General features: G+C 64.9%; 27 protein-coding genes and 1 tRNA gene. 14 read left to right on the top strand and 14 right to left on the bottom strand.

All coding sequences use genetic code 11. The features are described from left to right. Positions 1-61 precede the first annotated feature (61 nt). Positions 62-1,282 carry a proteasome-activating nucleotidase Pan1 gene (gene pan1, locus ACSC1Y_RS13815; RefSeq protein WP_435335500.1) on the bottom strand — a complete coding sequence of 407 codons (1,221 nt, stop codon included), beginning with the start codon at positions 1,280-1,282 and terminating at the stop codon, positions 62-64. Between the two features lie 190 nt (positions 1,283-1,472). Between pan1 and ACSC1Y_RS13810 the strand changes: the two genes are divergently transcribed. The 3 genes from ACSC1Y_RS13810 (at position 1,473) to rad50 (ending at position 5,967) form a co-directional block, all read left to right on the top strand. Further along, positions 1,473-1,736: a MarR family transcriptional regulator gene (locus tag ACSC1Y_RS13810; RefSeq protein ID WP_435335499.1), complete on the top strand. Its 264-nt coding sequence runs from the start codon at positions 1,473-1,475 to the stop codon at positions 1,734-1,736. 182 nt (positions 1,737-1,918) lie between these two features. Continuing rightward, on the top strand, positions 1,919-3,298 hold the full coding sequence (mre11, locus tag ACSC1Y_RS13805) for a DNA double-strand break repair protein Mre11 (RefSeq protein ID WP_435335498.1): 1,380 nt from the start codon (positions 1,919-1,921) through the stop codon (positions 3,296-3,298). Then, on the top strand, positions 3,295-5,967 hold the full coding sequence (rad50, locus tag ACSC1Y_RS13800) for a DNA double-strand break repair ATPase Rad50 (RefSeq protein WP_435335497.1): 2,673 nt from the start codon (positions 3,295-3,297) through the stop codon (positions 5,965-5,967). The genes mre11 and rad50 overlap by 4 nt, the downstream gene beginning before the upstream one ends. Before the next feature lie 37 nt (positions 5,968-6,004). Here rad50 and ACSC1Y_RS13795 read toward each other — a convergent pair whose 3' ends face one another. The 3 genes from ACSC1Y_RS13795 to ACSC1Y_RS13785 form a co-directional block, all read right to left on the bottom strand. Then, on the bottom strand, positions 6,005-6,430 hold the full coding sequence (locus ACSC1Y_RS13795; protein ID WP_435335496.1) for a DUF7346 family protein: 426 nt from the start codon (positions 6,428-6,430) through the stop codon (positions 6,005-6,007). Positions 6,431-6,554: 124 nt separating this feature from the next. Next, the gene (locus tag ACSC1Y_RS13790; RefSeq protein ID WP_435335495.1) at positions 6,555-6,947 is read right to left on the bottom strand and encodes a DUF7322 domain-containing protein; all 393 of its coding nucleotides are present in this window, start codon (positions 6,945-6,947) and stop codon (positions 6,555-6,557) included. A 67-nt stretch (positions 6,948-7,014) separates the two neighbouring features. Beyond that, complete coding sequence (locus tag ACSC1Y_RS13785; RefSeq protein ID WP_435335494.1) at positions 7,015-7,194, bottom strand: DUF7331 family protein; 180 nt, start codon at positions 7,192-7,194, stop codon at positions 7,015-7,017. A gap of 145 nt (positions 7,195-7,339) precedes the next feature. Between ACSC1Y_RS13785 and ACSC1Y_RS13780 the strand changes: the two genes are divergently transcribed. From ACSC1Y_RS13780 to ACSC1Y_RS13755, 6 genes are all read left to right on the top strand, one after another. Then, a complete protein-coding gene (locus tag ACSC1Y_RS13780) occupies positions 7,340-10,141 on the top strand; it encodes a DNA-directed DNA polymerase (protein ID WP_435335493.1) in 2,802 nt (933 codons plus the stop codon). Positions 10,142-10,317: 176 nt separating this feature from the next. After that, positions 10,318-11,229, top strand: coding sequence for an ABC transporter ATP-binding protein (locus tag ACSC1Y_RS13775; RefSeq protein WP_435335492.1), 912 nt, complete (start codon positions 10,318-10,320; stop codon positions 11,227-11,229). Positions 11,230-11,289: 60 nt separating this feature from the next. Next, entirely contained in the window at positions 11,290-12,720 is a 1,431-nt protein-coding gene (sufB, locus tag ACSC1Y_RS13770) for a Fe-S cluster assembly protein SufB (protein WP_435335491.1), read from the top strand. Positions 12,721-12,734: 14 nt separating this feature from the next. Next, positions 12,735-13,946 (top strand): Fe-S cluster assembly protein SufD, encoded by a 1,212-nt coding sequence (gene sufD / locus ACSC1Y_RS13765; protein WP_435335490.1) that lies wholly within the window; start codon positions 12,735-12,737, stop codon positions 13,944-13,946. A 91-nt stretch (positions 13,947-14,037) separates the two neighbouring features. Then, positions 14,038-14,535, top strand: a complete 498-nt coding sequence (locus ACSC1Y_RS13760) for a ferritin-like domain-containing protein (RefSeq protein WP_435335489.1) — start codon at positions 14,038-14,040, stop codon at positions 14,533-14,535. A gap of 13 nt (positions 14,536-14,548) precedes the next feature. Beyond that, positions 14,549-14,983 carry a metal-dependent transcriptional regulator gene (locus ACSC1Y_RS13755; protein WP_435335488.1) on the top strand — a complete coding sequence of 145 codons (435 nt, stop codon included), beginning with the start codon at positions 14,549-14,551 and terminating at the stop codon, positions 14,981-14,983. A gap of 27 nt (positions 14,984-15,010) precedes the next feature. On the opposite strand, the gene ACSC1Y_RS13750 is transcribed toward ACSC1Y_RS13755, so the two are convergent. After that, positions 15,011-15,556, bottom strand: coding sequence for a hypothetical protein (locus ACSC1Y_RS13750; RefSeq protein WP_435335487.1), 546 nt, complete (start codon positions 15,554-15,556; stop codon positions 15,011-15,013). A 198-nt stretch (positions 15,557-15,754) separates the two neighbouring features. On the opposite strand from ACSC1Y_RS13750, the gene ACSC1Y_RS13745 reads away from it, so the two are divergent. Then, positions 15,755-15,827 (top strand) — tRNA-Gln (locus tag ACSC1Y_RS13745). Positions 15,828-15,907: 80 nt separating this feature from the next. Then, on the top strand, positions 15,908-16,084 hold the full coding sequence (locus tag ACSC1Y_RS13740; RefSeq protein ID WP_435335486.1) for a DUF5786 family protein: 177 nt from the start codon (positions 15,908-15,910) through the stop codon (positions 16,082-16,084). 55 nt (positions 16,085-16,139) lie between these two features. On the opposite strand, the gene ACSC1Y_RS13735 is transcribed toward ACSC1Y_RS13740, so the two are convergent. Together ACSC1Y_RS13735 and ACSC1Y_RS13730 are read right to left on the bottom strand one after the other, a co-directional pair. After that, entirely contained in the window at positions 16,140-17,096 is a 957-nt protein-coding gene (locus tag ACSC1Y_RS13735; protein WP_435335485.1) for a DUF3179 domain-containing protein, read from the bottom strand. Positions 17,097-17,152: 56 nt separating this feature from the next. Further along, a complete protein-coding gene (locus ACSC1Y_RS13730; RefSeq protein ID WP_435335484.1) occupies positions 17,153-17,872 on the bottom strand; it encodes an alanine--tRNA ligase-related protein in 720 nt (239 codons plus the stop codon). Positions 17,873-17,987: 115 nt separating this feature from the next. On the opposite strand from ACSC1Y_RS13730, the gene ACSC1Y_RS13725 reads away from it, so the two are divergent. Beyond that, on the top strand, positions 17,988-18,683 hold the full coding sequence (locus ACSC1Y_RS13725; RefSeq protein WP_435335483.1) for an HD domain-containing protein: 696 nt from the start codon (positions 17,988-17,990) through the stop codon (positions 18,681-18,683). 15 nt (positions 18,684-18,698) lie between these two features. On the opposite strand, the gene ACSC1Y_RS13720 is transcribed toward ACSC1Y_RS13725, so the two are convergent. From ACSC1Y_RS13720 to ACSC1Y_RS13710, 3 genes are all read right to left on the bottom strand, one after another. Further along, positions 18,699-19,397, bottom strand: coding sequence for a LysE family transporter (locus ACSC1Y_RS13720; RefSeq protein ID WP_435335482.1), 699 nt, complete (start codon positions 19,395-19,397; stop codon positions 18,699-18,701). Positions 19,398-19,486: 89 nt separating this feature from the next. Then, positions 19,487-20,206 carry a TMEM165/GDT1 family protein gene (locus tag ACSC1Y_RS13715; protein ID WP_435335481.1) on the bottom strand — a complete coding sequence of 240 codons (720 nt, stop codon included), beginning with the start codon at positions 20,204-20,206 and terminating at the stop codon, positions 19,487-19,489. Continuing rightward, positions 20,203-20,892, bottom strand: a complete 690-nt coding sequence (locus ACSC1Y_RS13710) for a metal-dependent transcriptional regulator (protein WP_435335480.1) — start codon at positions 20,890-20,892, stop codon at positions 20,203-20,205. Before ACSC1Y_RS13710 ends, ACSC1Y_RS13715 begins: the two co-directional genes overlap by 4 nt. A gap of 177 nt (positions 20,893-21,069) precedes the next feature. Here ACSC1Y_RS13710 and ACSC1Y_RS13705 point away from each other — a divergent pair, with 177 nt between their 5' ends. Next, complete coding sequence (locus ACSC1Y_RS13705; RefSeq protein ID WP_435335479.1) at positions 21,070-21,246, top strand: hypothetical protein; 177 nt, start codon at positions 21,070-21,072, stop codon at positions 21,244-21,246. Positions 21,247-21,301: 55 nt separating this feature from the next. Here ACSC1Y_RS13705 and ACSC1Y_RS13700 read toward each other — a convergent pair whose 3' ends face one another. Further along, positions 21,302-22,501, bottom strand: a complete 1,200-nt coding sequence (locus ACSC1Y_RS13700) for a threonine synthase (RefSeq protein WP_435335478.1) — start codon at positions 22,499-22,501, stop codon at positions 21,302-21,304. 97 nt (positions 22,502-22,598) lie between these two features. On the opposite strand from ACSC1Y_RS13700, the gene ACSC1Y_RS13695 reads away from it, so the two are divergent. Further along, the gene (locus tag ACSC1Y_RS13695) at positions 22,599-23,888 is read left to right on the top strand and encodes an FAD-dependent oxidoreductase (protein WP_435335477.1); all 1,290 of its coding nucleotides are present in this window, start codon (positions 22,599-22,601) and stop codon (positions 23,886-23,888) included. Here ACSC1Y_RS13695 and ACSC1Y_RS13690 read toward each other — a convergent pair. From ACSC1Y_RS13690 to ACSC1Y_RS13680, 3 genes are all read right to left on the bottom strand, one after another. Next, entirely contained in the window at positions 23,885-24,580 is a 696-nt protein-coding gene (locus ACSC1Y_RS13690; RefSeq protein WP_435335476.1) for a metallophosphoesterase, read from the bottom strand. The two genes, ACSC1Y_RS13695 and ACSC1Y_RS13690, sit on opposite strands and share 4 nt — an antisense overlap. Then, the gene (artA, locus tag ACSC1Y_RS13685; RefSeq protein WP_435335475.1) at positions 24,567-25,514 is read right to left on the bottom strand and encodes an archaeosortase A; all 948 of its coding nucleotides are present in this window, start codon (positions 25,512-25,514) and stop codon (positions 24,567-24,569) included. Before artA ends, ACSC1Y_RS13690 begins: the two co-directional genes overlap by 14 nt. A 109-nt stretch (positions 25,515-25,623) precedes the next feature. Continuing rightward, positions 25,624-26,250, bottom strand: a complete 627-nt coding sequence (locus tag ACSC1Y_RS13680; RefSeq protein WP_435335474.1) for a J domain-containing protein — start codon at positions 26,248-26,250, stop codon at positions 25,624-25,626. Between the last annotated feature and the right edge of the window lie 13 nt (positions 26,251-26,263).

Raw genomic sequence — 26,263 nt, 5'->3', positions numbered from 1 at the left:
AGCGCTGGTCGGTCGTGAGAATCGGAGGATGCGAATCGAAGTGACGAGGAGGTCTCCGTCCTCAGGCGAACGTCTTCGAGACTTCGTCGTCGTCGCCGTCGTCCTCTGCCTGTATCTTCTCCCAGGCGGACTCGAAGTCCGCCATGGTGATGGTCCGGCGGTCGTCGCGGATGGCGAACATGCCGGCCTCGGTACAGATGGCCTTCACGTCGGCACCGGATGCGTCCTCGGCCATCTCTGCGAGTTCCGCGAAGTCGACGTCGTCGTCGACGTTCATGTCGCGGGTGTGGATCTTGAAGATGATCTCGCGGCCCTCCTGGTTGGGCTTTGGCACCTCGATGAGGCGGTCGAACCGGCCCGGGCGGAGGATGGCGCGGTCGAGCATGTCGAAGCGGTTCGTCGCCGCGATGATGCGGATTTCGCCGCGGTCCTCGAAGCCGTCCATCTCGGACAGGAGCTGCATCATCGTCCGCTGGACCTCGGCGTCGCCGGAGGTCTTCGACTCCGTCCGCTTCGCGGCGATGGCGTCTATCTCGTCGATGAAGATGACGGCGGGTTCGTGGTCGCGGGCGACCTGGAACAGGTCGCGGACGAGCTTCGCCCCCTCACCGATGAACTTGTGGACGAGTTCGGACCCGGCCATCTTGATGAACGTCGCGTCGGTCTGGTTCGCGACGGCCTTTGCGAGCATCGTCTTCCCGGTGCCCGGCGGCCCGTAGAGGAGGACGCCCGACGGCGGATCGATGCCGACCTCCTCGAACGCCTCGGGCTTCTCCAGGGGCATCTCGACGGTCTCGCGGACCTCGTTCATCTGTTCTTCGAGCCCACCGATGTCCTCGTAGGTGACGTTCGGGCTCTGGGTGACCTCCATCACGCGTGCGCGGACGTCGGTCTCGTTGCTAAGGGTCTTCACGATGGAGAGGGAGTTGTTGACCGCGACGCGCATGTCGGGTTCGAGCTCCTCGCGCATCTCGGTCGTGACCTCGGTGAGTGCCTCCTGGTTGTTCCCGTGTTGCTTGATGATGACGCCTTCGTCCGTTATCTCCTGGACGGTGGCGACGAACAGCGGGGACTGCTTGAGCTTCTTGTTCTCGTGGGTGAGCCGCTCCAGCTTCTGCTGGTACTTGTTGTTCTCCGCATTGGCGTCGAGGAGCTTGTCTCGCATCTCGTCGTTCTGCGATTCCAGCACCTCGAGACGTTCCTGCAGGGCCTCGATCTTCTCCTGCTGGGACGTGTCCTCCTCGTCGTAGGGAAGGTCCACTTCGTCCACAGTGTCGGTCATCGTGGTTGCATTAGGTTCTGATTCTTAAGAGGCTTCGGGTGGAGCCCCGAAAGCTTCATCAACCTATTGCCCCGGTTACGTCCCGTGATTCGGACGTTCTCACATCTACACAGGTCGGGCGGTGAATTACCCATAGTAATGCATCTATAGGGCAAGTATTATTAGAGAGTATCTGAAAGTGGTGTGTACGATGAGTGCATCCGAGTTGCAAGAGCCTGAACAGACCACCGGTAGCTGGGACGACGTCCGCGAACTGCCCCCGAGCGCGAAGCTCGTCGCCAAGGTGCTGGAGTACAACGACACGCTGACGCAGAGTCAGCTCGCGGAGGAGACACTGCTCCCGGCCCGGACGGTCCGCTACGCACTGACTCGCCTCGAGGAGGCCGACGCCGTCGACTCGCGCTTCTCCTTCTCTGACGCGCGCAAGCGTCTCTACACCCTGACCGTCGAATAAGGCGGTCGACCAGACTTCGTCTACCCACCTCGGGGTCCCATAGCGCCCCACTTTCGACGCCACTCACGAAGCCACCGGTGTATCGGTCTGCGAGTGGTCATCCCCCCGGCGGCAGTCCCGCCGACGTTCACTTTCACCCCGGCCACGCAACGACTTTACGCCGCCGAGGGAAAGGGGACGACATGACACGGGTGATTCACACTGGCGACACCCACCTCGGGTACCGTCAGTACCACTCGCCGACGCGACGGGAGGATTTCCTCCGCGCGTTTCGGCAGGTCGTACAGGACGCCGTCGACGACGATGTCGACGCCGTCGTCCATGCGGGCGACCTCTTCCACGACCGCAGGCCCGGACTCACTGACCTGCAGGGGACCGTCGCCGCCCTCCGAACCCTCTCTGAGGCGGGAATCCCCTTCCTCGCGGTCGTCGGCAACCACGAGGGAAAGCGAGACGGGCAGTGGCTCGACCTCTTCGCCGACATCGGCCTCGCGACCCGTCTGGGAAGCGAGCCCTACGTCCTCGGCGACACGGCATTCTACGGACTGGACTTCGTGCCGCGTTCCCGACGGGACGACCTCACGTACGAGTTCGAACCCCACGAAGCCGACCACGCGGTGCTCGTAACCCACGGCCTGTTCGAGCCGTTCGCCCACGCCGACTGGGATACCGAGCGACTGCTCGAGGAATCCACCGTCGACTTCGACGCCCTCCTGCTCGGCGACAACCACGCCCCCGGCGTCGAGCAGTTCGGCGATACCTGGGTCACCTACTGCGGGTCGACCGAGCGCGTGAGCGCGAGCGAGCGCGACGACCGCGGCTACAACATCGTCACGACCGGCGACGACGTCAGCATCACTCGCCGGGGCGTCCAGGGCAACCGTGGCTTCCGCTTCGTCGACGTGGAACTCGCCCCCGGCGAGGGCGTCGAGCGCGTCCGAGAGGCGGTCAGGGAGTACGACTGCGAGGACGCTGTCGTCCTGGTCGACGTGACCGGCGAGGGCGAGCCGGTCTCTCCCGCGGCCATCGAGGAGTTCGCCGTCGACCGCGGCGCACTCGTGGCCCGGGTCACCGACAAACGCGAGTTCGAGGGCGAGGAGTCGGTCGAGGTCTCGTTCGCCGACCCCGACGAGGCGGTCCGCGAGCGCGTTCGCGAACTCGGGCTGAGCCAGGCCGCGCGCGACGTCGACGAGACGGTCCGCGCGAGCAAGATCGCCGACTCGAACGTCCGCGACGAGGTGAAAGAACGAGTCCAGTCGCTGGTCGACGAGGACCTCGGGTCGTTCACGTCCGCAGCCAGCGAGACGGCGGCGGCCGACGCAGCGGAGGCCGACGACGCGGATGCTACCGACACCGAGTCCACCGACGCAGATGCTACCGACACCGACGCCGATGGCACCGCCACCGATATTGACGCCGAGAAGGCGGGCCCGTCCGGTGACGAAGACCCCTCGACCGACGACGAACCGGTCGCCGCGGACGCGTCAGGTGGAAACGGCGCCACGGAGGGGAGCTCGACGGGCGAGAGCGACGGTCAGGCTTCCATGGGTGAGTACCTGTGAAGATAGAGCGCGTCAGGCTCTCGAACTTCAAGTGCTACGGCGACGCCGACGTGACCCTCGACCGTGGTGTCACGGTCGTTCACGGCGTCAACGGGAGCGGGAAGTCGAGCCTGCTCGAGGCCTGTTTCTTCGCACTCTACGGGTCGAAGGCCCTGCCTGGAACCCTGGAGGACGTGGTCCGGACCGGGGCCGAGGATGCCGAAGTCGAGGTCTGGTTCACGCACGCGGGTGGGTCGTACCACCTCGAACGTCGCATCCGATTCACCAGCGACCGCGCCCAGACCGCGACCTGTGTCCTCGAGGGGCCCGACGATTCCTGGGAAGGCGCCCGAGCAGTCCGTGGGCAGGTCACCGATCTCCTCCGAATGGACGCGGACGCCTTCGTCAACTGCGCCTACGTCCGTCAGGGTGAGGTGAACAAACTCATCCACGCTTCGCCCTCGGACCGACAGGACATGATAGACGACCTGCTCCAGCTCGGCAAACTGGAGGAGTACAGAGAGCGCGCGAGCGAAGCCCGGCTCGGCGTCAACGACGTGCTCGACAACGTTCGAGGGCGATACGAGGGTCTGAGCGACCAGATAGCCGAGAAGGAGGAGAAGGACCTCCACGCGACTCTGAACGAACTGGAGTCCGACCTGAAGGAGACGAAGGAGAAGATTACTCGCTTCGAGGGACAGGTCGAGACCGCGAAGGAGACGCGCCAGAAGGCGGTCGACATGCTCGACTCCTACGAGGAGAAGCGAGAGAAACTCGCGTCCGTCGAGGAGGACGTCGACAAACTCCAGACGAGCATCGCCCAGACGGAGCGCGAGCGCGAGCGGCTGAAGACGGCGGTTCGAGAACACCGCGAAACGCTCTCGACGGCGCACGAGGACCGAGACGACCTGCTCGGTGAAACCTCCCTCCCGGCCGACGCCGACGCGGCTGCCGTCGAGGCCCGTCGCGATGAGGTCCGTGCGGAACTCGACGAGTGCAAAGAGCGCATCGCCGACCTCGGGAACGAACTATCGAACCACCGCGAGCGGGCCGACAGGCTCGCAGGCGAAGCCGAGGAGGCCGAGGAGGCTGCAGCCGAGAAGCGAGCGGCAGCAGCCGACCTGGCCGACGAAGTGGAGGCGGAGGCCGAGTCCATCGCGGAGCGACGCGAGACGGTCGACGAACTGGAAGCCGAGGTCGATGCGGTTCGTGCGCGCTTCGAGGACGCTCCGGTCGACTTCGGAGAGGCCGAGGCGCACCGCGAGTCGCTCCGGGACGAGCGCGACGAGGTTCGACAGACGAGGAACGAGTGCCAGACGGAAGTGGAGATGCTTCGCGCACGAATCGAGGACGCCGAGGAACTCCTCGACCAGGGCAAGTGTCCCGAGTGCGGCCAGCCGGTCGAGGACTCACCCCACGTCGACTCTGTCGACGACGACCGCGACGCGCTCGCGGAGGCCGAGGAGCGGCTGGAAGCCCTGGACGCGAAACTGGACTCCCTCGGGGAGCGACTCGAGGCGGCCGACGAACTCGTCGAGGCCGAAGCCGAGATCGACCGGCTCAGAGAGCGGCAGTCGAACCTCGAACAGTTGCTCGACGAGAAGGAGTCGAACCTCGCGGCGCGTCGGGAGCGCCGGGAGGAGTTGCTGGCGGAGGCGGACGAGCTGGACGACGAGGCCGAAGAGAAGCGAGAACGCGCCGCCGAAGAGCGGGAGGCGCTCGAATCCAGTCGCGAACAGCTGGGCGAGGTGAACGCCGAAAAGTCCACCGTCACGCAGCGGCTCGACCGACTCGACGACCTCGCCGACACGCTGGCCACCGTCGAGGAGACCGAAGCCGAACTCGAACGCCTCACCGAGAAGCGAGAACTGCTCGGCGACCAGAACGACGAACGCCGCCGGACGCTGGCCGACAAGCGCGAGCGGAAGGCGGAACTCGAGGACGAGGTCGACGATTCGCAGGTCGAGCGGGCGCGAAAGGAGAGAGAGCGCGCTGAGACGTACATCGAGCAGGCGACCGAGGAACTCGAGTCCCTGCGCGAGAAACGAGACGAACTCACCGACCGCGCCGGACGGGTCCGTGGCGAGATTGCAGAACTCGAGGCGCTCCGGGAGAAGCTCGACCACCTGCAGGAACGGCTCGACGCGCTCGAGTCCCTGTACGACGAGGCACAGGACCTCCAGCAGATGTACCGAGACCTCCGGGCCGACCTCCGCCAGCGCAACGTCGAGACGCTCGAACGGATGCTGAACGAGACGTTCGACCTCGTCTACCAGAACGACTCGTACTCACACATCGAGCTCTCCGGCGAGTACGAACTCACGGTCTACCAGAAGGACGGTGAGACCCTCGACCCCGAGCAGCTCTCGGGCGGCGAGCGCGCCCTGTTCAACCTGAGCCTCCGGTGTGCCATCTACCGCCTCCTCTCGGAGGGCGTCGACGGTGCCGCACCGATGCCGCCGCTCATCCTCGACGAGCCGACGGTGTTCCTCGACTCGGGCCACGTCACCCAGCTGCTGACGCTCGTCGAGACAATGCGGAGCGAGTACGGCGTCGAACAGATCATCGTCGTGAGCCACGACGAGGAGCTGGTCGGTGCGGCCGACTCGCTGGTTCACGTCGAGAAGGACCCGACCTCGAACCGGTCGACGGTGACGCGGAACGTCGAACCGCTCGCGGAACTGTACTGACGACCTCCGCACCTCTTCTCGTTCGTGGCTTCGTGGTTCACTCGACCCGAAGTGCCTCGATACCCTCCCGTGCCAGGTCGGTCGGAGCGTAGCCCCGCTCGCCGGCGATACGCGCTTCCTCGATCAGCCCCGCGGCCCGGAACTCGGTCAGCAGCCCGTGCAGGTCGCTCTCGCACAGGTCGTAGCTCCCGAGCAGGTCCCTGACCGCGACGCCGTCCCGGTCGACGAGCTCGACGAGCAGCCCGAACGAGCGGTCGTCGTGGACGGCCGTCAGGACGCGCCTGACCGCCGGGGAGACCGCTCCCGCAGCCGTCTCGAGCGGACTCTCCCCGGAGACGGATTCGAGGGCAGCGTTCTCGATGTACCGCTCTTCGCCCGTCGTCGGGTCTCGCACGAGACTGGCGTCGCTCGACTGCTTGACGAGGATATATCGCGTCCCGTCGTCGGTACGGACCGTTCGCATAGCTGGTCGTTCGCACCGGATGCGGGTGGCTGTTACGCTTCGTCCCACCGAGAACTGTTGCACTCCGGTTGTGCGGGAACCGGAACGCGACGAATGGAGAGCAGGGGCTCCGCTCCCGCCTCCATCAGTCGTCACGTCCGTCCGGTTCGGAGACGGAATCTGCCGGGGAATCGTCCGACGTGTCAGCGTCGTCGGTTCGTTCCTGATTCTCGAACTTCCAGAACCGGTAGGCCCCGTACGCGAAGAACACGAGCCCGGCGAGGAAGATGCGGCCACCGAGCGACCAGTTCCCGTCGAAGAGGACGAACATCACGCCGACGCTGAGCCCGAGCAGGGCCCCGTTGAAGGCGATAACCATCCGCCAGAACTCGAACGAGATGTCGCCCGGGACGTCGACGTCCTCGTAGTTGGGCGCTTCGGGGATACGGACGCTCGGCGTGAGTTCTCCCTCCCAGTCCCGGAGGTCGTCCTCGGGGTCGTGCTCCTCCGGTTCGTGCTCGCTTCGCTCGTTGAACACTGGGCCGTAGTACGGCGGGGGTCGCCAAAAGGATTCTGCGATAGAACCGTCGGCAGGGGGAAGCGGCCTATGCGAGGTCGCTCAGTGCGAACGACTTGGTGGCTTCGAGCCACGCAAGCGGATTGTCCGCGTCGAAGAATACGACGCTGTCCTCCGTCTCGTATGTCTCGATGGACTCCGTCCCATCGGCTGCTTCCTGCTCGGGCGTCGATCCGTCACCGTCAGACGTGTGGTCGGACAAGCCCATCACCTCGTCAGTTTGCTAAGCAGTACCAGGGTATATGTCTTTTTGCCGTGCCACCGACACCAGCCGAACGATGCGCTCACGCCGTCGCGATAGACCGTCCACCGAATCACCTGCTTTTTAGTTGGTGACAGCCAAGGCGTTGCCAATGAGCGACCAACAGGCGTCCCTCCTCGACGACTTCGGGGGGACGGACGAGGACGCCGACGCGGGCGAGGCCGGCGGTGCTGGTTACGACATCGAGGCGGAGGCGAGAGCCATCACCACACCGGGGCTGGAGGAGGCGAACATCGTCGACAGCGACGAGGCGCTGTTCCCCGAGGCGACGGACACCATCGAACTCGCCGTCATGCAGGTGGACTACACCATCGCGGGGTCTGGTGAGCACGAACAGCCGATCATCCACGTCTTCGGACGGACGCCGGACGGGACCGCAGAGCACGTGCAGGTACTCGGCTTCGAGCCGTACTTCTACGCGCCGACTGACTCGCTCGACGAGGCCGAGCTGGAACGCGAGGACGCCATCACCGGGTGGGAGGAAACGAACGAAGACGGCGAGCCGTTCGTCAGCATCCGCGGCGAGGAACTCACCCGGATATTCGGGAAGACCCCGCGCGACGTCGGAAACATCCGCGACCGGTTCGACCACTACGAGGCCGACATCCTGTTCCCGAACCGGTTCCTCATCGACCACGGCATCAACAGCGGCATCCGCATCCCCGAGCGGCGTGGGAACGACGGGAGCATCCGCGTGCCACCGGAAGAGGTCGAAGCCGTGGACGTGGACGCGGCCCCCCGGGTGAACACCTTCGACATCGAGGTCAACGACCGAAACGGGTTCCCTGAGGACGGCGAGGAGCCCATCATCTGTCTCACCTCGCACGACTCCTACGACGACGAGTACGTCGTTTGGCTCGCGGTCGCCGACGAGTTCGACGGCGACGCCCCCGCCGACCTGGCCGACTACGCCCCCATCGAGGGCGACATCGACGTTCGCGTCGAGGTGTTCACCGGAGTCGGTGACGACGACAACGGCGGCGGCGAACGAGAGGCCGAGATGGCGATGCTCGAGGCGTTCGTCGACTACATCGACGAGACCGACCCCGACGTCCTGACCGGCTGGAACCTCGAGGACTTCGACGCGCCCTACCTCCTCGACCGGCTCGAGGAGCTCGACTCGACGATGCACGGGTACGACCTCGACTCGAACCGCCTCTCGCGTGTGAACGAGGTCTGGCGGTCGGGCTGGGGTGGCCCCGACATCAAGGGCCGCGTGGTCTTCGACCTGCTCTACGCGTACAAGAGCCGGCAGTTCTCCGAACTCGACTCGTACCGGCTCGACGCGGTCGGCGAGGCGGAACTCGACGTCGGCAAGGAGCGCTACACAGGCGACATCGGCGACCTCTGGGAGCAAGACCCCGAGAAGTTGCTCGAGTACAACCTGCGCGACGTCGAGCTCTGCGTCGAGATCGACCGGAAACAGGACATCGTCTCGTTCTACGACGAGGTCCGGACCTTCGTCGGCTGCAAGCTGGAGGACGCGCCGACGGCGGGCGACGCGGTCGACATGTACGTCCTCCAGAAGGTCCACGGAAAGTGGGCGCTACCCTCGAAGGGCAAGCAGGAATCCGAGGATTACGAGGGTGGAGCCGTCTTCGACCCCATCACCGGCGTCAAGGAGATGGTGACGGTGCTCGACCTGAAGAGCCTCTACCCGATGTGCATGGTGACCATCAACGCGAGTCCCGAGACGAAGGTCGACCCCGAGACGTTCGAGGGCGACACCTACCGTGCCCCCAACGGGACCCACTTCCGGAAGGACGAAGACGGGATGATCCGGGAGATGGTGGACGAGCTGCTGGCAGAGCGCGAGGAGAAGAAGGCTCGCCGGAACGAGTTCGAGCCGGGAAGCGAGGACTACGAGCGGTTCGACCAGCAGCAGGCCGCGGTCAAGGTCATCATGAACTCTCTGTACGGCGTGCTGGGCTGGGACCGGTTCCGCCTGTACGACAAGGAGATGGGCGCGGCGGTCACGGCGACCGGCCGGGAGGTCATCAGGTTCACCGAACGGTCGGCCAACGAGATCGGCTACGAGGTCGCCTACGGGGACACCGACAGCGTCATGCTCGAGCTCGGTGCCGACATCTCGGTCGACGAGGCGATAAAGCAGTCGTTCGAGATAGAGGAGCACATCAACGGCGCGTACGACGACTTCGCGCGCGACGAACTCGACGTCAACCTCGACGCCGGCGAGGAACATCGCTTCCAGATAGAGTTCGAGAAGCTCTACCGGCGCTTCTTCCAGGCGGGCAAGAAGAAGCGCTACGCGGGCCACATCGTCTGGAAGGAGGGCAAGGAGGTCGACGACATCGACATCACCGGCTTCGAGTACAAGCGCTCGGACATCGCCCCTATCACGAAGGAGGTCCAGCACCACGTCATCGACCAGATCGTTCGCGGTGCCAGCGAGGACGACATCAAGGAGTACGTCCACGACGTCATCCAGGACTTCCAGGCCGGCGAGGTGTCGCTCGACGACATCGCCATCCCTGGCGGCATCGGAAAGCGACTCGACGATTACGACACCGACACCGCTCACGTTCGAGGCGCGAAGTACGCGAACCTGCTCCTGGGAACGAACTTCGACCGCGGGTCGAAGCCGAAGCGGCTGTACCTGAAGAAGGTCCATCCGTCGTACTTCGAAGAGCTGGAGTCGTCGGGTGAGTTCGACGCACGACAGGACCACCGCTACGGCGAGTTCAAGCGCGAACAGGACGTCATCTGTTTCGAGTACGAGGACCAGATTCCCGAGGCGTTCGAGGTCGACTACGACAAGATGCTCGACAAGACGCTCAAGGGGCCCATCGAGCGCGTCATCGAGGCGATGGGCATGTCGTGGGACGAGGTCAAGAGCGGGCAGGAGCAGACGGGTCTCGGCTCGTTCATGTAGGAGCCCGGTCCGTCCGGACCGGGCACGGAGACCTGCGTGCGGGGCCCAGACAGGGCGCTCCCCACCCGTTCCCCAATCCTAAAAATAATTTTCTGGTTCGGGAATCGATTACAGGCGATTACGTAAGCTTCATGGACCCCACTCCCTTTCGCTAGGACGATAAGAGGTAGCTCAGAATGGCACGACTAGAACTCACAAACCTTCACGCGAAGGTCGCAGAGGAAGACGGTGAGAAGATTCTCGATGGTGTCGACCTGGAAGTCCGTTCGGGCGAGATTCACGCCCTGATGGGCCCCAACGGCTCCGGTAAATCGACGACGGCGAAGGTCATCGCTGGCCACCCGGCCTACGAGGTCACCGACGGGAAGGTGCTCCTCCACCTCGAGGAGGGCGACTTCGGCGACGACTTCGAGATTCCGGAGGACAAGCGCACCTGGAACCTGCTGGACCTGGAGCCCAACGAGCGCGCCGCGCTCGGTATCTTCCTGGCGTTCCAGTACCCCGCGGAGATCGAGGGCGTCACGATGACGAACTTCCTGCGCACGGCCCTCAACGCGAAGCTCGAAGAGCGCGAGGAGCTGTTCGAGGACGACGACGAGGCCGAGGAGGAAGAAGAGGAAGCGGGCTACGAGACCTCCCCGATGGAGGGTCCCGCCGACGAGGGCGAGATCGGCGTCGCCGAGTTCCAGCAGCTCCTCCAGGAGAAGATGGAACAGCTCGACATGGACGCGAAGTTCGCACAGCGCTACCTGAACGCTGGCTTCTCCGGTGGGGAGAAGAAGCAGAACGAGGTCCTCCAGGCCGCCATCCTCGAGCCGAGCATCGCCGTGCTCGACGAGATCGACTCCGGCCTGGACATCGACCGCCTGCAGGACGTCTCCCACGGCATCAACGCGCTCCGCGACGAGGTCGGCACGGGCGTCCTCCAGATCACGCACTACCAGCGCATCCTCGACTACGTCGAGCCGGACAAGGTCCACATCATGCTCGACGGCAAGGTCGTCATGAGCGAGGGCCCCGAGCTCGCCGAGAAGCTCGAGGACAAGGGGTACGACTGGGTCCGCGAGGAGGTCTACGAGACCGCGTAACCGGTCGTGGCTAGCACAGGGTAGATACGTACCCACCCACAACCAACCTACAATCAAATCATGAGTTCCGATCAAGACCACCTCAAAGAGACAGACACCGAGGCTCGCTTCGAGTTCAAGAAGGAGCAGAAGTCCGCCTTCCAGACCGAGAAGGGCCTCACGGAGGAGACCATCCGGCTCATCTCCGAGGACAAGGACGAGCCCGAATGGATGCTGGAGCGGCGCCTCCGCGCGCTGAAGCAGTACCAGAAAATGCCGATGCCGACGGACTGGCCCGGACAGCCGGACCTGTCCGAGCTCGACATCGAAGAGATCGTCCCGTACATCCGACCGGACGTCGAGACCCGCGGCGGGGCCGACAACTGGGACGAGCTCCCGGACGAGATCAAGGACACGTTCGAGAAGCTGGGCATCCCGGAGGCCGAGCGCAAGGCGCTCTCCGGCGTCGGCGCCCAGTACGAGTCCGAGATCGTCTACCAGAACATGCAGGAGCAGTGGGAGGAGAAGGGCGTCATCTTCTGCGACATGGACAAGGCCGTCCAGGAGCACGAAGAGCTCGTCAAGGAGTACTTCATGACGAAGTGCGTCCCTCCGTCAGACAACAAGTTCGCCGCACTCCACGGCGCCGTCTGGTCCGGCGGTTCGTTCGTGTACGTCCCCGAGGACGTCACGGTCAACATGCCGGTGCAGGCGTACTTCCGGATGAACTCCGAGGGGATGGGCCAGTTCGAGCACACGCTCATCATCGCCGAGGAGGGCTCCGAAGTCCACTACATCGAGGGCTGTTCCGCACCGAAGTACGGGAGTCACAACCTCCACTCCGGCTGTGTGGAGGTCTTCGTCGAGGAGAACGCCCACGTGCAGTACTCGACCGTCCAGAACTGGTCGAAGAACACGTTCAACCTCAACACGAAGCGCGCCATCGTCGAAGCGGACGGCACGATGGAGTGGGTCTCCGGCAGCATGGGTTCGAAAGCGACCATGCTCTACCCGGCGACCATCCTCAAGGGCCGCGGCGCGACGGACAACCACATCACCATCGCGTTCGCCGGCAAGGGCCAGAACATCGACACCGGTGCGAAGGTCTACCACAACGCCCCGAACACGAAGTCGACCATCGAGTCGAAGTCCATCAGTAAGGACGGCGGTCGCACGAACTACCGCGGCCTCGTCCACATCGCCAACGGCGCCGAGAACTCCTCGACGTCCGTCGAGTGTGACGCGCTGATGTTCGACAACGAGTCCACCTCCGACACCATGCCGTACATGGAGATCCAGGAGTCCAAGGTGGACGTCGCCCACGAGGCGACCGTCGGCAAGATCGGCGACGAGGACGTCTTCTACCTCCAGTCCCGCGGACTGGACGACGACGACGCCAAGCAGATGATCGTCGCCGGCTTCATCGAGCCCATCACGGAAGAACTGCCCATCGAATACGCGGTCGAACTCAACCGCCTCATCGAACTGGAGATGGAGGGTAGCCTCGGGTAATCCCCGGATTCATCATGAGTACGCAGGTACACGCAAATCTCACACGAGACCAGGTGGAACAGATTTCGGCCGACCTCGGTGAGCCCGAGTGGCTCACGGAGACGCGTCTGGAGGCCCTCGCGGCGCTCGAAGACCTCGACATGCCGAAGGTCATCCGGACGCCGGGCCGCAACTGGACGAACCTCTCGAACCTCGACTTCGAGTCATTCGTCGACCCGCTCAACGCGGCACAGGACAAAGAGCGCGTCAGCGCCGAGGGCGTGGAGGTCCTCGAATGGTCCGAGGCCGTCGACTCGCACGAAGAGCTCGTCAAAGAGCACTTCGGCAGCGTCATCGACCCGCAGGAGAACTATCTCACTGCGCTGTCGACCGCGCTGTTCACCGACGGGACGGTCGTCTACGTCCCCGAGAAGGTCGACGCCGAGGACGTCAAGGTCCGGACGACGATGAATAGCCGGTCGCTGTTCAACTACACGCTCGTCATTACGGAGAAGAACGCCTCCGTCACCATCCTCGAGCGCCAGTCCACCGGCACCGAGCTGGATGGCGAGTGCTACTACAGCGGCATCGTCGAGGTCGCCGCCGGCGAGAACTCCCACGTGCAGTACGGGAGCCTCCAGAATCTCGACGAGGAGACGTACAACTACACGCTCAAGCGCGGCAACGCCGACACCTACGCCACGGTCAACTGGATCGAGGGCAACATCGGCTCGCGCCTGACGAAGTCCGAAGTCGAGACGCTGCTCCAGGGCGACAGCTCCGAGAGCCACATCGTCGGCGCGTTCTTCGGCCACAACGACCAGCACTTCGACATCAATAGTCGGGTCTGGCACAAGGCCGAGCATACGACGGCCGACCTCGTCACTCGCGGCGTCCTCGACGACAAGGCACGCTCCGTCTACGAGGGCGTCCAGGACGTCGGCCGCGAGGCGTGGGACACGTCCAGCTACCAGCGTGAGAACACGCTGATGCTCTCCGACGAGTCCGAGGCCGACGCGTCCCCGAAGCTCATCATCAACAACCACGACACCGAAGCGAGTCACTCCGCGACGGTCGGGCAGGTCGACGCCGAGGAGCTGTTCTACATGACCTCCCGCGGTGTCGACGAACAGAGCGCGAAGGACATGCTCGTCGAGGGCTTCTTCGTGCCGGTCCTCGAGGAGGTCGCGGTCGACGAACTCCGCAACGACCTCGAAGAGCTCATCGCTGCGCGCCTTCGCGAGTAAGACCGCGCACCCTGCGGTTCTTCTCTCGATTTCGTCTCTATCTCTCTCCGAGTCGGAAAGAGTTAGGTAGTCACGTCCCCGCGTTTTCGACATGAGTCTGGGCCAGCGCGTTTCGACCGACCACCAGCTCGCGCGCCTGTTGCAGATCGGCGCGGTGCTCGAGGAGGTCGTCGAGTCACGTGCCTACCACCATCTGGACTCGCTGGCCGACGAGACGGAGCAGGCCGACGACGACGTGCGAGCGCTGCTCTCTCACGCGGCCGAAGAGTCCGCCGAGCACAGAGACCGCCTCGAGGCACTCATCGAGGAACTCGACGCGGAGACGGTCCCCTTCGAGGAGATAAACGCCCTCGTCGAGGCGAAGTACGCACAGACACGGCCAGAGGACTTCGACGGGCTGCTGTACGACCAGCTCTGCAACGAGGAGACGGCGTACAAGTTCTACGACGACCTCATCGAGGCCATCGAGGCGAGCGACACCGACTACAGCGTCGACCGTGAACGCGTCCTCGATACCCTCCGTGCTATCCGCGAGGAAGAAGCAGAGGGCGTCGAGGAAGTGACCGCGGTGATGGAGGCACGCGAATGAGCGGGGTGACACGATGAACACACAGGACCAGTACCTCAAGGCGATCTACCTGGTACAGCTGATGCAAGACGGGCCCGCTGCGACGGGAACGTTAGCGGACGCACTCGACGTCTCTCCCGCCAGCGTCAACGAGATGGTCGGCAAGCTCGAGGCGCGGGACCTCGTCGAGCACGAGAAGTACAAGGGCGCGACCCTCACCGACGAGGGTATCGTCCGCGCCGAAGACGCCCTGCAGACCTACTGCATCATCGAGCGCTTCCTCGCGAACGTCCTCGAGGTCGAGAACTTCCGCGAGGAGGCGCACGCGCTCGAAGCCGTCATCGACGACACCGTCGCCGAGCGGCTCGACACCATCATCGACCGCCGGAGCGAGTGTCCCGACTGCTTCGATGCCGAGGCGGACAAGTGCAAACACCTCGAGCTCAGTATCGAGGAGACCGCGGACTGAAACCACAGAAGGCGCTCGTTCCGTTCTTCAGAGACGGTCCATGTCGTCGCCCGGGAGCGGCAGCGCCGCGACGACCCGACGGATTCCGCTCTGCACGCGGGCGACGAGCGAGGGTGAGCCGCCGAGTGAGGTTCCCCCGCGACCGCTGCGGCGACTTCGGCTTCGGCGGCTCTTACGGCTCCGGCCTCGACCGCTGCGACGACTCTTGCTACGGCCGCGACCCCGACCACGACCACTGCCGAAGCCCGGCAGCGAGAGGTCGAACGAGGGCAGGTCGACGTCGATCAGCGACGAGGAGTCGCCGCGACCTCGCGACCCGGAGGACATCGGGCCCGAGACGGTGGGGTTCGCGCGCCGAAGCGCGACGAAGCCAGCGAACGGGAGCCCGACGGTGACGACGTAGTAGGCGACCATACTCAGGAGCGAGCCGGAGAAGAAGGTGAACTGGATGCTCGTCTTCAGCAAGAAGACGCCGACGAGCAGGAGTAGCTTGTTTGCGACGCCGTAGAAGCTAGCGAACTCGGTGGTCCGCCGCCCCGAACTGTGGCGATGACTCAGTGGGGTGGGTGCCATGTCGTCCAACTGTTGGATAGGTACCCACTTCAAAACCCGTCAGACGCCCGTGAGACGACGTTTTAGCGAACGTGAATGTTGTGGATGTGTAACTTTCGTCGACTGGGGTGATTCGTCCCGTTTTCACGGGACGTGACTGCCCCAATTTGGATACTGAAAAGCAATCTTATTGTACGCGGATTTCCAAGCCTTGGATGCAGTCCCGTGGTGTAGTGGCCAATCATATGGGCCTTTGGAGCCTATGACACCGGTTCGAATCCGGTCGGGACTACTTACAGGAATTCTTCGCACATTCGTCTCCTCCCACAGAACACACCACTTTTCAACCCGAATACCTTAGGCCCGAGTCCAATGGGATTCGGTAGCTACGACGAGTCTGAGCAACAGGAACAGAGCAACGACATCGACGATGACGACGCCGTCAGCGTCCACGAACACGACCACGAGGGAACGGTCGAGTTCGAACCCGACATGTCCAACGACGAGCTGGTCGCACAGCTCCAGGACATGAAGGGCGACGACGAGTAGCGGCACTGACTCCCGACGAGACGCGCCCCGGTCGAACGGTTCTCACTTCGTCTTTTCAGCTCGCGTAGAAGCTATCTTCGCCGTGGTCGTCCTGCCACGGGAACGCGAACAGCCGGCGAGCCGGCAGCCGCTCCAGTTCGCGGCCGTCGTCGCTTCGTCCCGTGGTCGGGTCCCACGTCGTACCATCGGCTGAGAAGCCGTCGGCGTCGTACTCGAACGAGTAACCGGGGTCGTCGAAGGCGTGGATTCCGCCGTCGTCGGTGGCGAACACGACGACGTCACGGCCGCCGACCGTCGTCTGGACGACCCCACCGGCGTCCAGAACGCGGGGCATGGGGAATCCGAGCGCGTCGTCGCCGACCTCGATGCCGAGGACGATGGTCTTCGCCCCGATGTCGTCGGCCCGGGTCCACTCTCGGTCGTCCCCGGTTCCGCGGTGGGCACCGAGGCCGAAGCCGTCCATCTCGAAGTAGTGGTCGTAGGGGTCGGAGTCGTAGGATATCTCCGTGGCGTCGCCGCCTTTCTGGCCGGCTTCGGAGACGCCCCCTGGGCGTTCGAGCACCTGGGCGTCCGGGTGGGACGCTCGGACGGCACCGAGAGTGGTCATCGCGGCGGGGAGAACCGTCAGTTCGGTGCCCTCGAACTCACCGGCGATGCAGGCGCCCAGACTCTGCTTCCAGTCGGACTCAGTCTGGCGGTCGTACATCACGAGGTCGTCGTCAGCGAGCTTGCCGGAGACGCCGAAGTCGAGTTCGCGGCCGTCGACCACCCGGTCGTAGACGATGGCGCTGCCACAGAGCGGACACCAGGTCACGGCTATCGGGTGCCCGTCGCGGTCTGTGTTGACGATCTCGTGGTAGTGCAGGTAGCGAATCGGGTACGCTCGCGGTGTGTCTCCGTCGACGAGGACGACCTCGTCCGAGTCGTCGCCATCGCAGGAATCGAGTGGGGCGAACGACGGGTCGTCGACGCTGGGTATCGCGTCCGTTGGCAGGACCTGCCTGACGTTCATGTTCGGGGCTGCGCGTGCCCGGCGGAAAAGCACTCCGGGCGTGTGCACGGACGACGTCAGGCGTCGAGTTCGAAGTAGATGCGCTCTTCGCCGCTGCCGCGAGTCTCGCGACCGGTGACGGTGACCTCGCCGATATCGTCGGTGTTCTCGACGTGTGTCCCCGCGCAGGCGGTCCGGTCGTACGGTCCGTCCTCGTCGCCGATCTCGACGATGCGCAGCTCGGTGATGGAGTCCGGCAGGAGGTCTATCCGGGTCCGTTCGGTGTCGAGTCGCTCCTCTGCGACCTCGCGGTCGAGTTCGTACCACCGGACTGGGAGTCGGTCGGAGACGAGGTCGTTCAGCCGGTCCTCGATACGTCGCAGGTCGCGCTCCTCGAATCGGTCGTACGCGCAATCGAGCCGTGCCCTGTCGTCGTAGAGCTGGTTCCCGGTCGTCTCCGCGTCGAACTCGTCGAGCAGGAGGGCAGAGAGGAGGTGCTGGGCGGTGTGATAGCGCATGTGCGCGGCGCGGCGGTCCCAGTCGAGTTCGGCCGTGACGCTGGTTCCGGGCTCTGGAGCCGACCCGTCGAGTGCGTGGTAGATGGTGTCCTTCTTCTCGACCGCCGTGACCTCCCAAGACTCCCCGTCGGCTCGTAGCGTCCCGGTGTCGTGAGGTTGGCCACCGCCGGCGGGGTAGAAGGCCGTCCGGTCGAGAACCACTCTATCGTCGGTGACACGTTCGACCGTGGCGTCGAACTGTCGGAGCGTCGAATCGTCGAGATACAGTGCCCGCGTCATAACTGCGGGGAGGGCCGCTGCGTACTTAATTCGCGGTGTCGTAACGCCTAAGAGTCGAACAGACCTTTGTACGGATAACAATGACTATAGAACGCCGGACGCGGGGTGATTCTCTTTGGGTGTCGAAATAAAGGAATCCCGCGTCACAGACGAAGAGTTCGAGGCGATGAAAGGTTTCGTGTACGACTATCTCCTCGCGAGCGTCGAGAACGAAGACGAGGGAGGTCGGATGCGCTGGTACCCGTGGCACTCCGCGGAGTACCGCCACAACCACATCCTGAACGTCGTCGACTTGGCGACCAAGATCGCACGAAGAGAGGGCGCAGACGTCGACGTGACGCGCGTCGCTGCGCTGTTCCACGACATCGCAAAGCTCGACGCGGACCAGGAGGTGCACGCCGAGGAGGGTGCACGGGTCGCACGCCAGTATCTCGAGACCCACGGCGAGTTCCCGGTCTCGTTCATCGACGAGGTCTGTAGCTCCATCGAGAACCACTCCTACCAGGGCGACCTCTCCGACCTCCCACTGGAGACGCGGTGTCTCATCGAGGCCGACATCCTGGACAAGGTCGGTGCGAACGGAACCGCACTCATGCTCCTGCGGATGGGCTACGAGGCCCGCACGCACATGGACGCCTCGGAGATGGTCGACCGTGTCCTCGAGCGTGGCAAGGACGCCGCGAAACGGATCGAGTCGGACGCTGCCGAGAGCATCGCACACCAGCGACTCAAGCGCGTAAAGTGGTTCCGCGAGTGGCTCGAAGAGGAGGTCTCGGAGATGGAGCACTCGGACAGCGACGTCGAGTTGTAGGAAGCGGCCTGTTCTTCACAGCAGTCCGAGCGTCTGGACGGCGTCGACGAGGAAGAAGACGCCGAATCCCGCGAGGACGACCGAACTGACGCCAGCGACCGCCGGCGCGAACCGGTCGATCCGCTTGCCGACCGTGACGAGCGTCGCCGGGAATCCGGACACCCAGCAGAGGATGCCGAGGAAGAACCCCACGATGAGGGCCGGACTGCCGGTCTCTACGACGAGGACTCCGGTCAGGTCCGCTCCGACGTAGGGGACCTGGGCGAACACGTCGATAGCGGCGGCGTCCAGCATGTGGACGCCGACCGTGAGCCAGAACACGATCTGGTACGGGTTCGTGAGCGCGAGCAGGAACGCCTTCTGGAAGCCCTTCTGTCCGTCGCCCCCATCGGGGTCGGTCGAGTCGACGAACGAACTTGCCTCTTTGGCGTCCCGGTAGGCGCCGTAGGCGAAGTAGCACATCAGCACGCCGCCGGCCGCGACCATCGACCCCTTGACCAGCGGGGCATCTTCGACGAACCCGACCAGCCCGAGCGCGGCGAGCACGAAGAAGACCGCGTCCGCGGTGAACGCGCCCAGTCCCGCTCGGAAGCCCGCGGTCCAGCCTCGGAGGACGCTCTCCTCCGCGATGATGGCGTTCATCGGCCCCGGCGGCGATGCGAGTGCGAAGCCGAACACGACGCCGATAACGGCGGAGGTCACGAACGTGGCCATGGAGGTAGCTACGCATGGGAGTGGTAGTCTCAAAAGGACATCGAGATTCGCCACCGGTTCGTCCGAAGAACGCCTCCCAGTACCCCGGATTAGAGGACGGCGACGGCGGCGTTAGCGATGGTGCCGACCGCCGTCTCCCAGACGGAGAATCCGGTCACGATGCTCTGCAGCGTATCGAGACCGAAGAACGCGAACAGTCCCGCCGAGAGACGGTGGGCCGTCCGTACGTCGAACGCGTGGGAGAACCGGTAGAAGAGGACGGCGTTGACGATGCTCACGGGGATGATCGCGAGCATCTCTCCGACCCAGATCGCGGAGGTCGCGCCGTACTCGATCGCCAGTCCGATCGTGACGAGCTGGGTCTTGTCGCCGAATTCACCGGCGGCCATCATCCCGAAGATGGGCAGCCAGCTTCCGAGCGGAGCCGGGAGCTCTCGACCGAACAGTTCGACGCGGTCGCCATCAGCGGCGTCGAACGAGAACGTGCCGCCGTCCGTCTCCAGCTCGTTCGCCACGTTCTCTTCCCCGTCCGCGTCCGGCGTGGACCGGTAGATGAGGACAGCGAACAGCATGAACAACAGCCCGCTGATGAGCTCGAGGTAGAGCTCGGGAAGCGCCGAACGAACCGCCTGTCCGAACCATATCTCCAGTGCGGTCCACCCGGCGAACGCCGTTCCCGCCGCCGAGACGACCACTGCCGGGTGGTACCGGGTCGAAAGTCCCGCGATGATGAACTGTACCTTCTCACCGGGGAGCACCGCGAGCTGTGCGACGAGTGCGACGACGACGATGCCGAAGTACTCGGTCATGCATCGCCGGTCGCACGTTCCGTCTCCGTGCCGACGGGACGGACCCGTATCGAGCCCGCGACCGTATCAGGAAGGCTCTGCTCGTGTCCGGCGACGGCCACGGTGACCATCCCGAAGGGGGCGACGTCGACGATTTCGACGACCGTCCCCGGGGTGATTCCCGCCTCCTTGAGGTAGCGAAGTTCCTCTTCATCGCGGTCGCTTACTCTCGCGATCTCCACGACGGCACCGACGTCGTGTTCCGTGAGCCGGGTCAGGCTGTCCTCCTCGGGCGGTGAGAGGTCCGCACCCGGAATGGGGTCGCCGTGTGGGTCGACCGTCGGGTTGCCGAGCGCCTCCGCGACGCGGCGCTCGAACTCCTCCGAGATGTGGTGTTCGAGAACGTCGGCTTCCTCGTGGACCTCGGACCAGTCGTAGTCGAGGTGTTCGGTGAGGTAGGCCTCGAGGAGTCGGTGGTGACGGAGGACCTCGAGTGCGACCGTGATGCCCTCGTCGGTCAACTCGACGCCCTTGTACTTCTCGCGGTGGACGAGTCCACGGTCATCGAGCTTTTCGACCATGCTCGTCACCGTGGGGGGCGTGACGCCGAGATACTCGGCGATCTGGGAGGTGGTGACCGGTGTTCCCTCGTGCTCCTGTATGTAGTAGATCGCCTTCAGGTAATCCTCCATGACGTCACTGAGCATTGGTGCTGGAATTAGACTCGTCTAAACCTAAAGTTCTGTGGTTGGTCCCTCGCGTTGTACTCCACGCGTGAGGGGAGCGTCTGCAAGCGTGTCCGTGTCCACCGGGTCGCTGCCGGACAGTTTCACTTTCACTCCGCGTGGCTCGCCTTCATATCGGAACCGCTCATTTTCGCGTGTATGAACACGTTCGCCAGCCCGGTCGAGGGCGAGACACGCAGGCGACGCAGGATCGACGTCACCGACCTCAGAACACGCTCGGTCGCCGATTACGCTCAGCGTCGCGCTCGCGAAGGAGACGTGACCTTCGAGCGCCGTGGTGGATACACGTACCTGCTCACCGAAAGAGAGGAGTGACGGTTCTGGTGGGTGACCGACTCAGTCACCGATTCGGAGAGACTGTCGCCGTCGCTCAGATACCCTTACCCATGAGGTGACTGCGAAGCACGTCGGCATCCTTGTTCGCGGTTCCCGTGTTCATCAGGACGATGGTGTCGTCCTCGTCGAACTCTCCCCGCTGGGCGAGCTCCCACGCACCGGAGGCCGCGGCGGCACACGTCGCTCCCATCTCCAGTCCCTCGTGCTGAGCGACCGTGATCGCCGAGTCGAGTATCTCGTCGTCTTCCGTCGCGACAGCACCCCCCTCCGACTCCCGAAGGCACTCCAGGATCCAGGAACTGGCGCCCGGGTCCGGTATCTCGATGCCGCCGCAGATGGTGTCCGGATGCTGCCACGGTTCGTGCTCGGCACGGCCGTCCTCGTAGGCGGCCACGATGGGCGCACAGCCCGACGCCTGTGCCGCGTAGAAGCCCGGTACGTCCTCGGTCAGTCCGAGGTTCTGGAACTCCGTTGCCCCCTTGTACATTCCCACGAGGCCGACGCCGCCACCCGTCGGATAGACCACGGCGTCTGGGACCTCCCAGTCGAGCTGTTCGACGATCTCGAAGTACATGGTCTTCTTCCCCTCGTGGCGGTACGGCGTCTCGAACGTCTGGAGCGAGTACCAGTGGTCGTTCTCCGGGTCCTCCATGGCGTCAGAGAACGCCGCGCCGGCGTCCGAGATGCGGCCACCGACGACCGTCATGTCCCCGCCGTGGACGTTGACCATCGCCTTGTTCGTGAATCCGGAGCGAGCCGGCAGGAAGACGTGCGAGTCGAGACCCGCCCGTGCGGCGTAGGCACTCGCCGCCTGCCCGGCGTTTCCGGCCGACGCGAGTGCGACGTCCGTCGCGCCGTGCTGGGCCGCTGCCGTGACGGCGACCGTCTGACCTCGGTCTTTGAACGTCCCCGTCGGGTTCCTTCCCTCGTCCTTGATGTAGACCGCGCCGACGCCGAGCTCCTCCGCCAGCGAGGGGCACTCGACGAGCGGCGTCGCTCCCTCCTCCATCGTGACGGCGGCGGTCCGGGGGAACGGGAGGAGCTCCTCGTAGCGCCACATCGAGTCGAACTCGCGGGAGTCGACGTCTTCGCGCCACAGCTCCAGCGAATCGTATTCGTACGCCGGGTCGAGGATACCCCCGCAGTCGGGGCAACGGTGCGTCGTCTCAGCGGCGTCGAACCGCGCTCCGCAGTCCACGCAGTCCAGGCCGACGAAGGCGTCGGTCGTCTCCATGCACGTCGCTTGGGGCGGTGCTCCCTAATCACTGTCCATCGATGCGACGGCCGTCCGAAGACCGGGCGACTTTGGTCCCGACGAACGAAGACGGCCTATGAACGGACGAGACGTGGTCGTCGTCGGAGGCGGGCTCGCTGGACTGGTCGCCGCGAGCCGACTCGCAGCGGCCGGCGCGTCGGTCACGCTGTACGAGCGAGAATCCGAGGTCGGTGGGCGGGTCCGGTCGACTCACGAGGACGGATTCACCTACGACAGGGGGTTCCAGGTGCTGTTCACCGCGTACCCCGCGGTCCAGCGAGAGCTCGACCTCGACCGGTTGGAGCTTCGATCGTTCGCTCCCGGGGCCTGTCTCTGTCGACCGGGCCACCGGTCCACCCTGGCCGACCCCTTCCGTGACCCCGGGTCGCTGACCGAGTCGCTGTTCAACCGCGACGTGACGCTCGCCGACAAGGTGAACACGTTCCGGCTCAAGCGCGAGCTTCGCAAGCGGTCGCCCGGGTCGCTGTTCGGCGGTTCCGACCGGTCGACCCGTACGTACCTTCAGGAACGAGGGTTCTCGGACCGGTTCGTCGAGAACTTCGCAGAGCCGTTCTTCGGCGGCATCACGCTCGACCGGACGCTCGCGACCTCGAAGCACGTCTTCGAGTACGTGTTCGCGATGCTCTCGACCGGAGAGTCGGCGGTCCCGGCAGATGGGATGGGCGCCATCTCGTCACAGCTTCGCGAACGGGCCGAGGCCGCCGGTGCAACCGTCGAGACGGGACGAACCGTCACGGCCATCGAGTCGGCGGGGTCGCGGGGAGCGGTGTCCCTCTCGGAGAGTCGCCGCGAGGCCGATGCTATCGTCGTCGCGACCGACCCGCTCTCGGCGCTGGAACTCACGGGCGTCGAATCGATACCCACGGCGGCAAACGGCTGCGTGACCCAGTGGTACGCACTGGACGACACCGGCGGTCTCGACGCAGGGAAGCGACTCATGTTGAACACGGATTCGGCGGGGCCGAATCAGGTGGTCGACCACACTGCCGTCGCACCGGAGTACGCGCCCGAGGACGTGACACTCCTCAGCGCGACGTTCCTCGGCGACCGCGAGGAGTCGGACGACGAACTCGCAGAACTCGCGCGCGAGACCGTCGCGTCGTGGTATCCCGAACGACGGTTCGACCGGTTCGAACTGCGCCACACGGACCGGATACCGTTCGCACAGCTCGTCCAGAAGCCGGGGTTCGCTGACGCCCTCCCCGAGGTCCGCGACCCGGACGGCCCCGTCTATCTCGCCGGAGACTACACTCGGTGGTCGTCGATACAGGGGGCGATGGAGAGCGGCGCCGTCGCGGCCGAGGCAGTCGAAGCGGACCTATCCGGCGATACCCCGGAGAGCTAGAGCAACCGTCGGAGCGACCCGAGTTCGGGGAACCAGAGGGTCTCGTCGCCCCCGTCGTCACGGATCGCAGGCTGGAACCGGTCCGCGTCGACGACGAGTGGCGAATCGAAGTCGCCGGTCCGCATCCGGTTGACCCTGACGCCCGGCGCGAGCGTGGTGAAGCAGGGGAGCACGAAGACCTCGCCGCCACGGTACGTTCCGGGCCCGTACAGCAGACAGGGGTAGCGTCTCCCTTCGACCTCGATGGCCGGATGTTCGTGGCCGATCACGTACCGCTCCGCCGTCTCAGCCGGTTCCTCGTGGCCGTGGCAGACGATGGTCCCGTCGGACAGTCGGAACGAGTCGTATACCTCGCCCGGGAACACCCTCACGAGCTGTCCGTCGTGGTTACCGCGGACGGCGACGAGCTCGGCCCGGGGACGGACGAGGTCCACCAGTCGGTCGAGGGCCTCGCGAGCGGGAACCGGGACGGTCGAGAACGAGTGCAGGACGTCACCCGCGAGGACGACGGTCGTCGGCTCGAACCGCTCCAGCAATCCGTCCACCCGGTCGATCAGGTCGCACCCCTCGTTCAGCGGGAAATCGACGTTCGAGGCGTGTGCTCGGCCGAAGTGGAGGTCGGAGAGAACGAGTGCGTCGGGGGCCGGAAAGTACGCCGCGCGGTCGCGGAAGACGACCTCACTTCGCGCCATCGACCCCGCCGTCCGCTCGAACCGGCTGGTCGACGCCGAGTGCCTCCTCGAGATCGTACTCGGTACCAGTCGCCACGAACAGCACCTCCTCGAGGATGCCGAGCAACTCCGGGAGGACGTGGACGACCGCCCAGGTGATGCCGACGAGCGCGAATATCGAGAGCGTCTGGGAGAGGACGTTGTGGGCGAACCAGAACGACGCGTGGCTCTGTTCGACGCCCGCCATTCCCGCGAGCCAGAGAACCGGTCCCTGCATGAACCAGCCCTTCCCGGCGGCGATGGCGACGAACACGTTCCGGACGATGTTGAGCACCCAGATGACCCCGACCGCGAGCGCGAACGACTTCAGCTTGCGCGACAGCGGGGCCTTCACCGCGATGATGAGGCCCGCGAAGATCGCCATCGACCCGATGCCGGTGCAGGCGTAGACGATGTACGTCGCGAAGTCCCTGAAAACGAACATGTTCAGGTAGCCGTACTCGGGACCGGTGGTGAACTCGGGGTTGTACCCCAGCAGGACGATTCCCTGATAGGTCTGCCACGCGACCTGCTCGATGAGGACTTCGCGGACGATGGGTATCGCCTGCGTCGGGTGGTAGATGAGTCCCATCACGCCGACCGCTTTCGAGAGTACGTGGAGCCGTTCTCGGCCGTTCCAGAGGAGGTAGGCTGTGTAGAGGCACGCCGGGACCGCGAACAGTGCGAGTGCACCCTCCACGAAGCTCTTCACCTCGAAGGCGAAGTGGGGAAACACCGCCAGCCAGAAGACGCCGAACAGTGCCCACGTCCCCGTGAGCCAGTACCTCGCCAGGTCACGGCCGTAGGTGTCGAAGACGGCTCCCAGGAGGAACGCGGCGATGACCACCCACGCCAACAGGTCCGTCGCCGGCATACCGAACACGGACGGGAGCGTCACGCCCGGGAGGAAGTTCATGTACGGTGGCACGCAGAGAGCGCATAAAATCTTGTTGCCATCACGATTGCCGGTTACCACTGCGTAACTGCCCCTGCACCGTCGAAATCGGCGGTTCGGCGGCTGTCGGTCAGCTCGCCGCGTGCTCTTTGGCTACCGTGTACGCCTCTCGAATCCGCCGGAACGTCGCCTCGTCGCCGCCGTGGTCCGGATGTGCCTCTTTCACCCGGTTCCGGTAGGCAGCCCGGACCTCGTCCGGCGTCGCCGACGGTGCGATTCCGAGCGCCCCGAACGCCTCGCGGACGACGTCGGCTTCGGCCACCTCGTCGTCGACCTCCCACGATATCTCGGGGACCTCGAACGGGAGACGACTTCCCAGGTGATACCCGTGCATCTCGTGCTCGCAGAGGACCGGGTACGTATCCGTCCCCTGGATACGGAAGAAGGCGTGCGCGTCGAAGGTCACTGCGACGTCGCGCTTCGGCAGGTAGAACTCCACGTGATGGCCAGCGACCGGATGCCCCTCCGCGTACTGCTCGCCGATGGCGTCGAGGTACCAGCGTATCTCTTCGCGCCGACGTGCGTCACCCGAGAGACGCGGGTCGAACCCCCGCTCCCTGGCCGTGGGCGTCCGGAAGAAGTACTCTCCGGCGACGAACATGGTCGCCGAGAACACCGTGAAGACGACGCCGAGCGACAGCCCAGCCAGTAGCCAGGCTGGTAGTGCAGTCGCCCACTCGAGACCGAGCTGGAACACCTTCGTTGCCTCG

Origin of the sequence: Haloarchaeobius lipolyticus, from assembly GCF_051208015.1 — an archaeon.
In the GTDB taxonomy this organism is placed as follows: domain Archaea; phylum Halobacteriota; class Halobacteria; order Halobacteriales; family Natrialbaceae; genus Haloarchaeobius.
This window is presented reverse-complemented; position numbering and strand designations above follow the sequence as displayed.

What these genes read in the sequence shown, in the direction of transcription:
- pan1 (WP_435335500.1), bottom strand. Translation starts at nt 1,282, where the DNA reads ATGACCGACACTGTGGACGAAGTGGACCTTCCCTACGACGAGGAGGAC.
- ACSC1Y_RS13810 (WP_435335499.1), top strand. Translation starts at nt 1,473, where the DNA reads ATGAGTGCATCCGAGTTGCAAGAGCCTGAACAGACCACCGGTAGCTGG.
- mre11 (WP_435335498.1), top strand. Translation starts at nt 1,919, where the DNA reads ATGACACGGGTGATTCACACTGGCGACACCCACCTCGGGTACCGTCAG.
- ACSC1Y_RS13795 (WP_435335496.1), bottom strand. Translation starts at nt 6,430, where the DNA reads ATGCGAACGGTCCGTACCGACGACGGGACGCGATATATCCTCGTCAAG.
- ACSC1Y_RS13785 (WP_435335494.1), bottom strand. Translation starts at nt 7,194, where the DNA reads ATGGGCTTGTCCGACCACACGTCTGACGGTGACGGATCGACGCCCGAG.
- ACSC1Y_RS13780 (WP_435335493.1), top strand. Translation starts at nt 7,340, where the DNA reads ATGAGCGACCAACAGGCGTCCCTCCTCGACGACTTCGGGGGGACGGAC.
- ACSC1Y_RS13775 (WP_435335492.1), top strand. Translation starts at nt 10,318, where the DNA reads ATGGCACGACTAGAACTCACAAACCTTCACGCGAAGGTCGCAGAGGAA.
- sufB (WP_435335491.1), top strand. Translation starts at nt 11,290, where the DNA reads ATGAGTTCCGATCAAGACCACCTCAAAGAGACAGACACCGAGGCTCGC.
- sufD (WP_435335490.1), top strand. Translation starts at nt 12,735, where the DNA reads ATGAGTACGCAGGTACACGCAAATCTCACACGAGACCAGGTGGAACAG.
- ACSC1Y_RS13760 (WP_435335489.1), top strand. Translation starts at nt 14,038, where the DNA reads ATGAGTCTGGGCCAGCGCGTTTCGACCGACCACCAGCTCGCGCGCCTG.
- ACSC1Y_RS13755 (WP_435335488.1), top strand. Translation starts at nt 14,549, where the DNA reads ATGAACACACAGGACCAGTACCTCAAGGCGATCTACCTGGTACAGCTG.
- ACSC1Y_RS13750 (WP_435335487.1), bottom strand. Translation starts at nt 15,556, where the DNA reads ATGGCACCCACCCCACTGAGTCATCGCCACAGTTCGGGGCGGCGGACC.
- ACSC1Y_RS13740 (WP_435335486.1), top strand. Translation starts at nt 15,908, where the DNA reads ATGGGATTCGGTAGCTACGACGAGTCTGAGCAACAGGAACAGAGCAAC.
- ACSC1Y_RS13735 (WP_435335485.1), bottom strand. Translation starts at nt 17,096, where the DNA reads ATGAACGTCAGGCAGGTCCTGCCAACGGACGCGATACCCAGCGTCGAC.
- ACSC1Y_RS13730 (WP_435335484.1), bottom strand. Translation starts at nt 17,872, where the DNA reads ATGACGCGGGCACTGTATCTCGACGATTCGACGCTCCGACAGTTCGAC.
- ACSC1Y_RS13720 (WP_435335482.1), bottom strand. Translation starts at nt 19,397, where the DNA reads ATGGCCACGTTCGTGACCTCCGCCGTTATCGGCGTCGTGTTCGGCTTC.
- ACSC1Y_RS13715 (WP_435335481.1), bottom strand. Translation starts at nt 20,206, where the DNA reads ATGACCGAGTACTTCGGCATCGTCGTCGTCGCACTCGTCGCACAGCTC.
- ACSC1Y_RS13710 (WP_435335480.1), bottom strand. Translation starts at nt 20,892, where the DNA reads ATGCTCAGTGACGTCATGGAGGATTACCTGAAGGCGATCTACTACATA.
- ACSC1Y_RS13705 (WP_435335479.1), top strand. Translation starts at nt 21,070, where the DNA reads ATGAACACGTTCGCCAGCCCGGTCGAGGGCGAGACACGCAGGCGACGC.
- ACSC1Y_RS13700 (WP_435335478.1), bottom strand. Translation starts at nt 22,501, where the DNA reads ATGGAGACGACCGACGCCTTCGTCGGCCTGGACTGCGTGGACTGCGGA.
- ACSC1Y_RS13695 (WP_435335477.1), top strand. Translation starts at nt 22,599, where the DNA reads ATGAACGGACGAGACGTGGTCGTCGTCGGAGGCGGGCTCGCTGGACTG.
- ACSC1Y_RS13690 (WP_435335476.1), bottom strand. Translation starts at nt 24,580, where the DNA reads ATGGCGCGAAGTGAGGTCGTCTTCCGCGACCGCGCGGCGTACTTTCCG.
- artA (WP_435335475.1), bottom strand. Translation starts at nt 25,514, where the DNA reads ATGAACTTCCTCCCGGGCGTGACGCTCCCGTCCGTGTTCGGTATGCCG.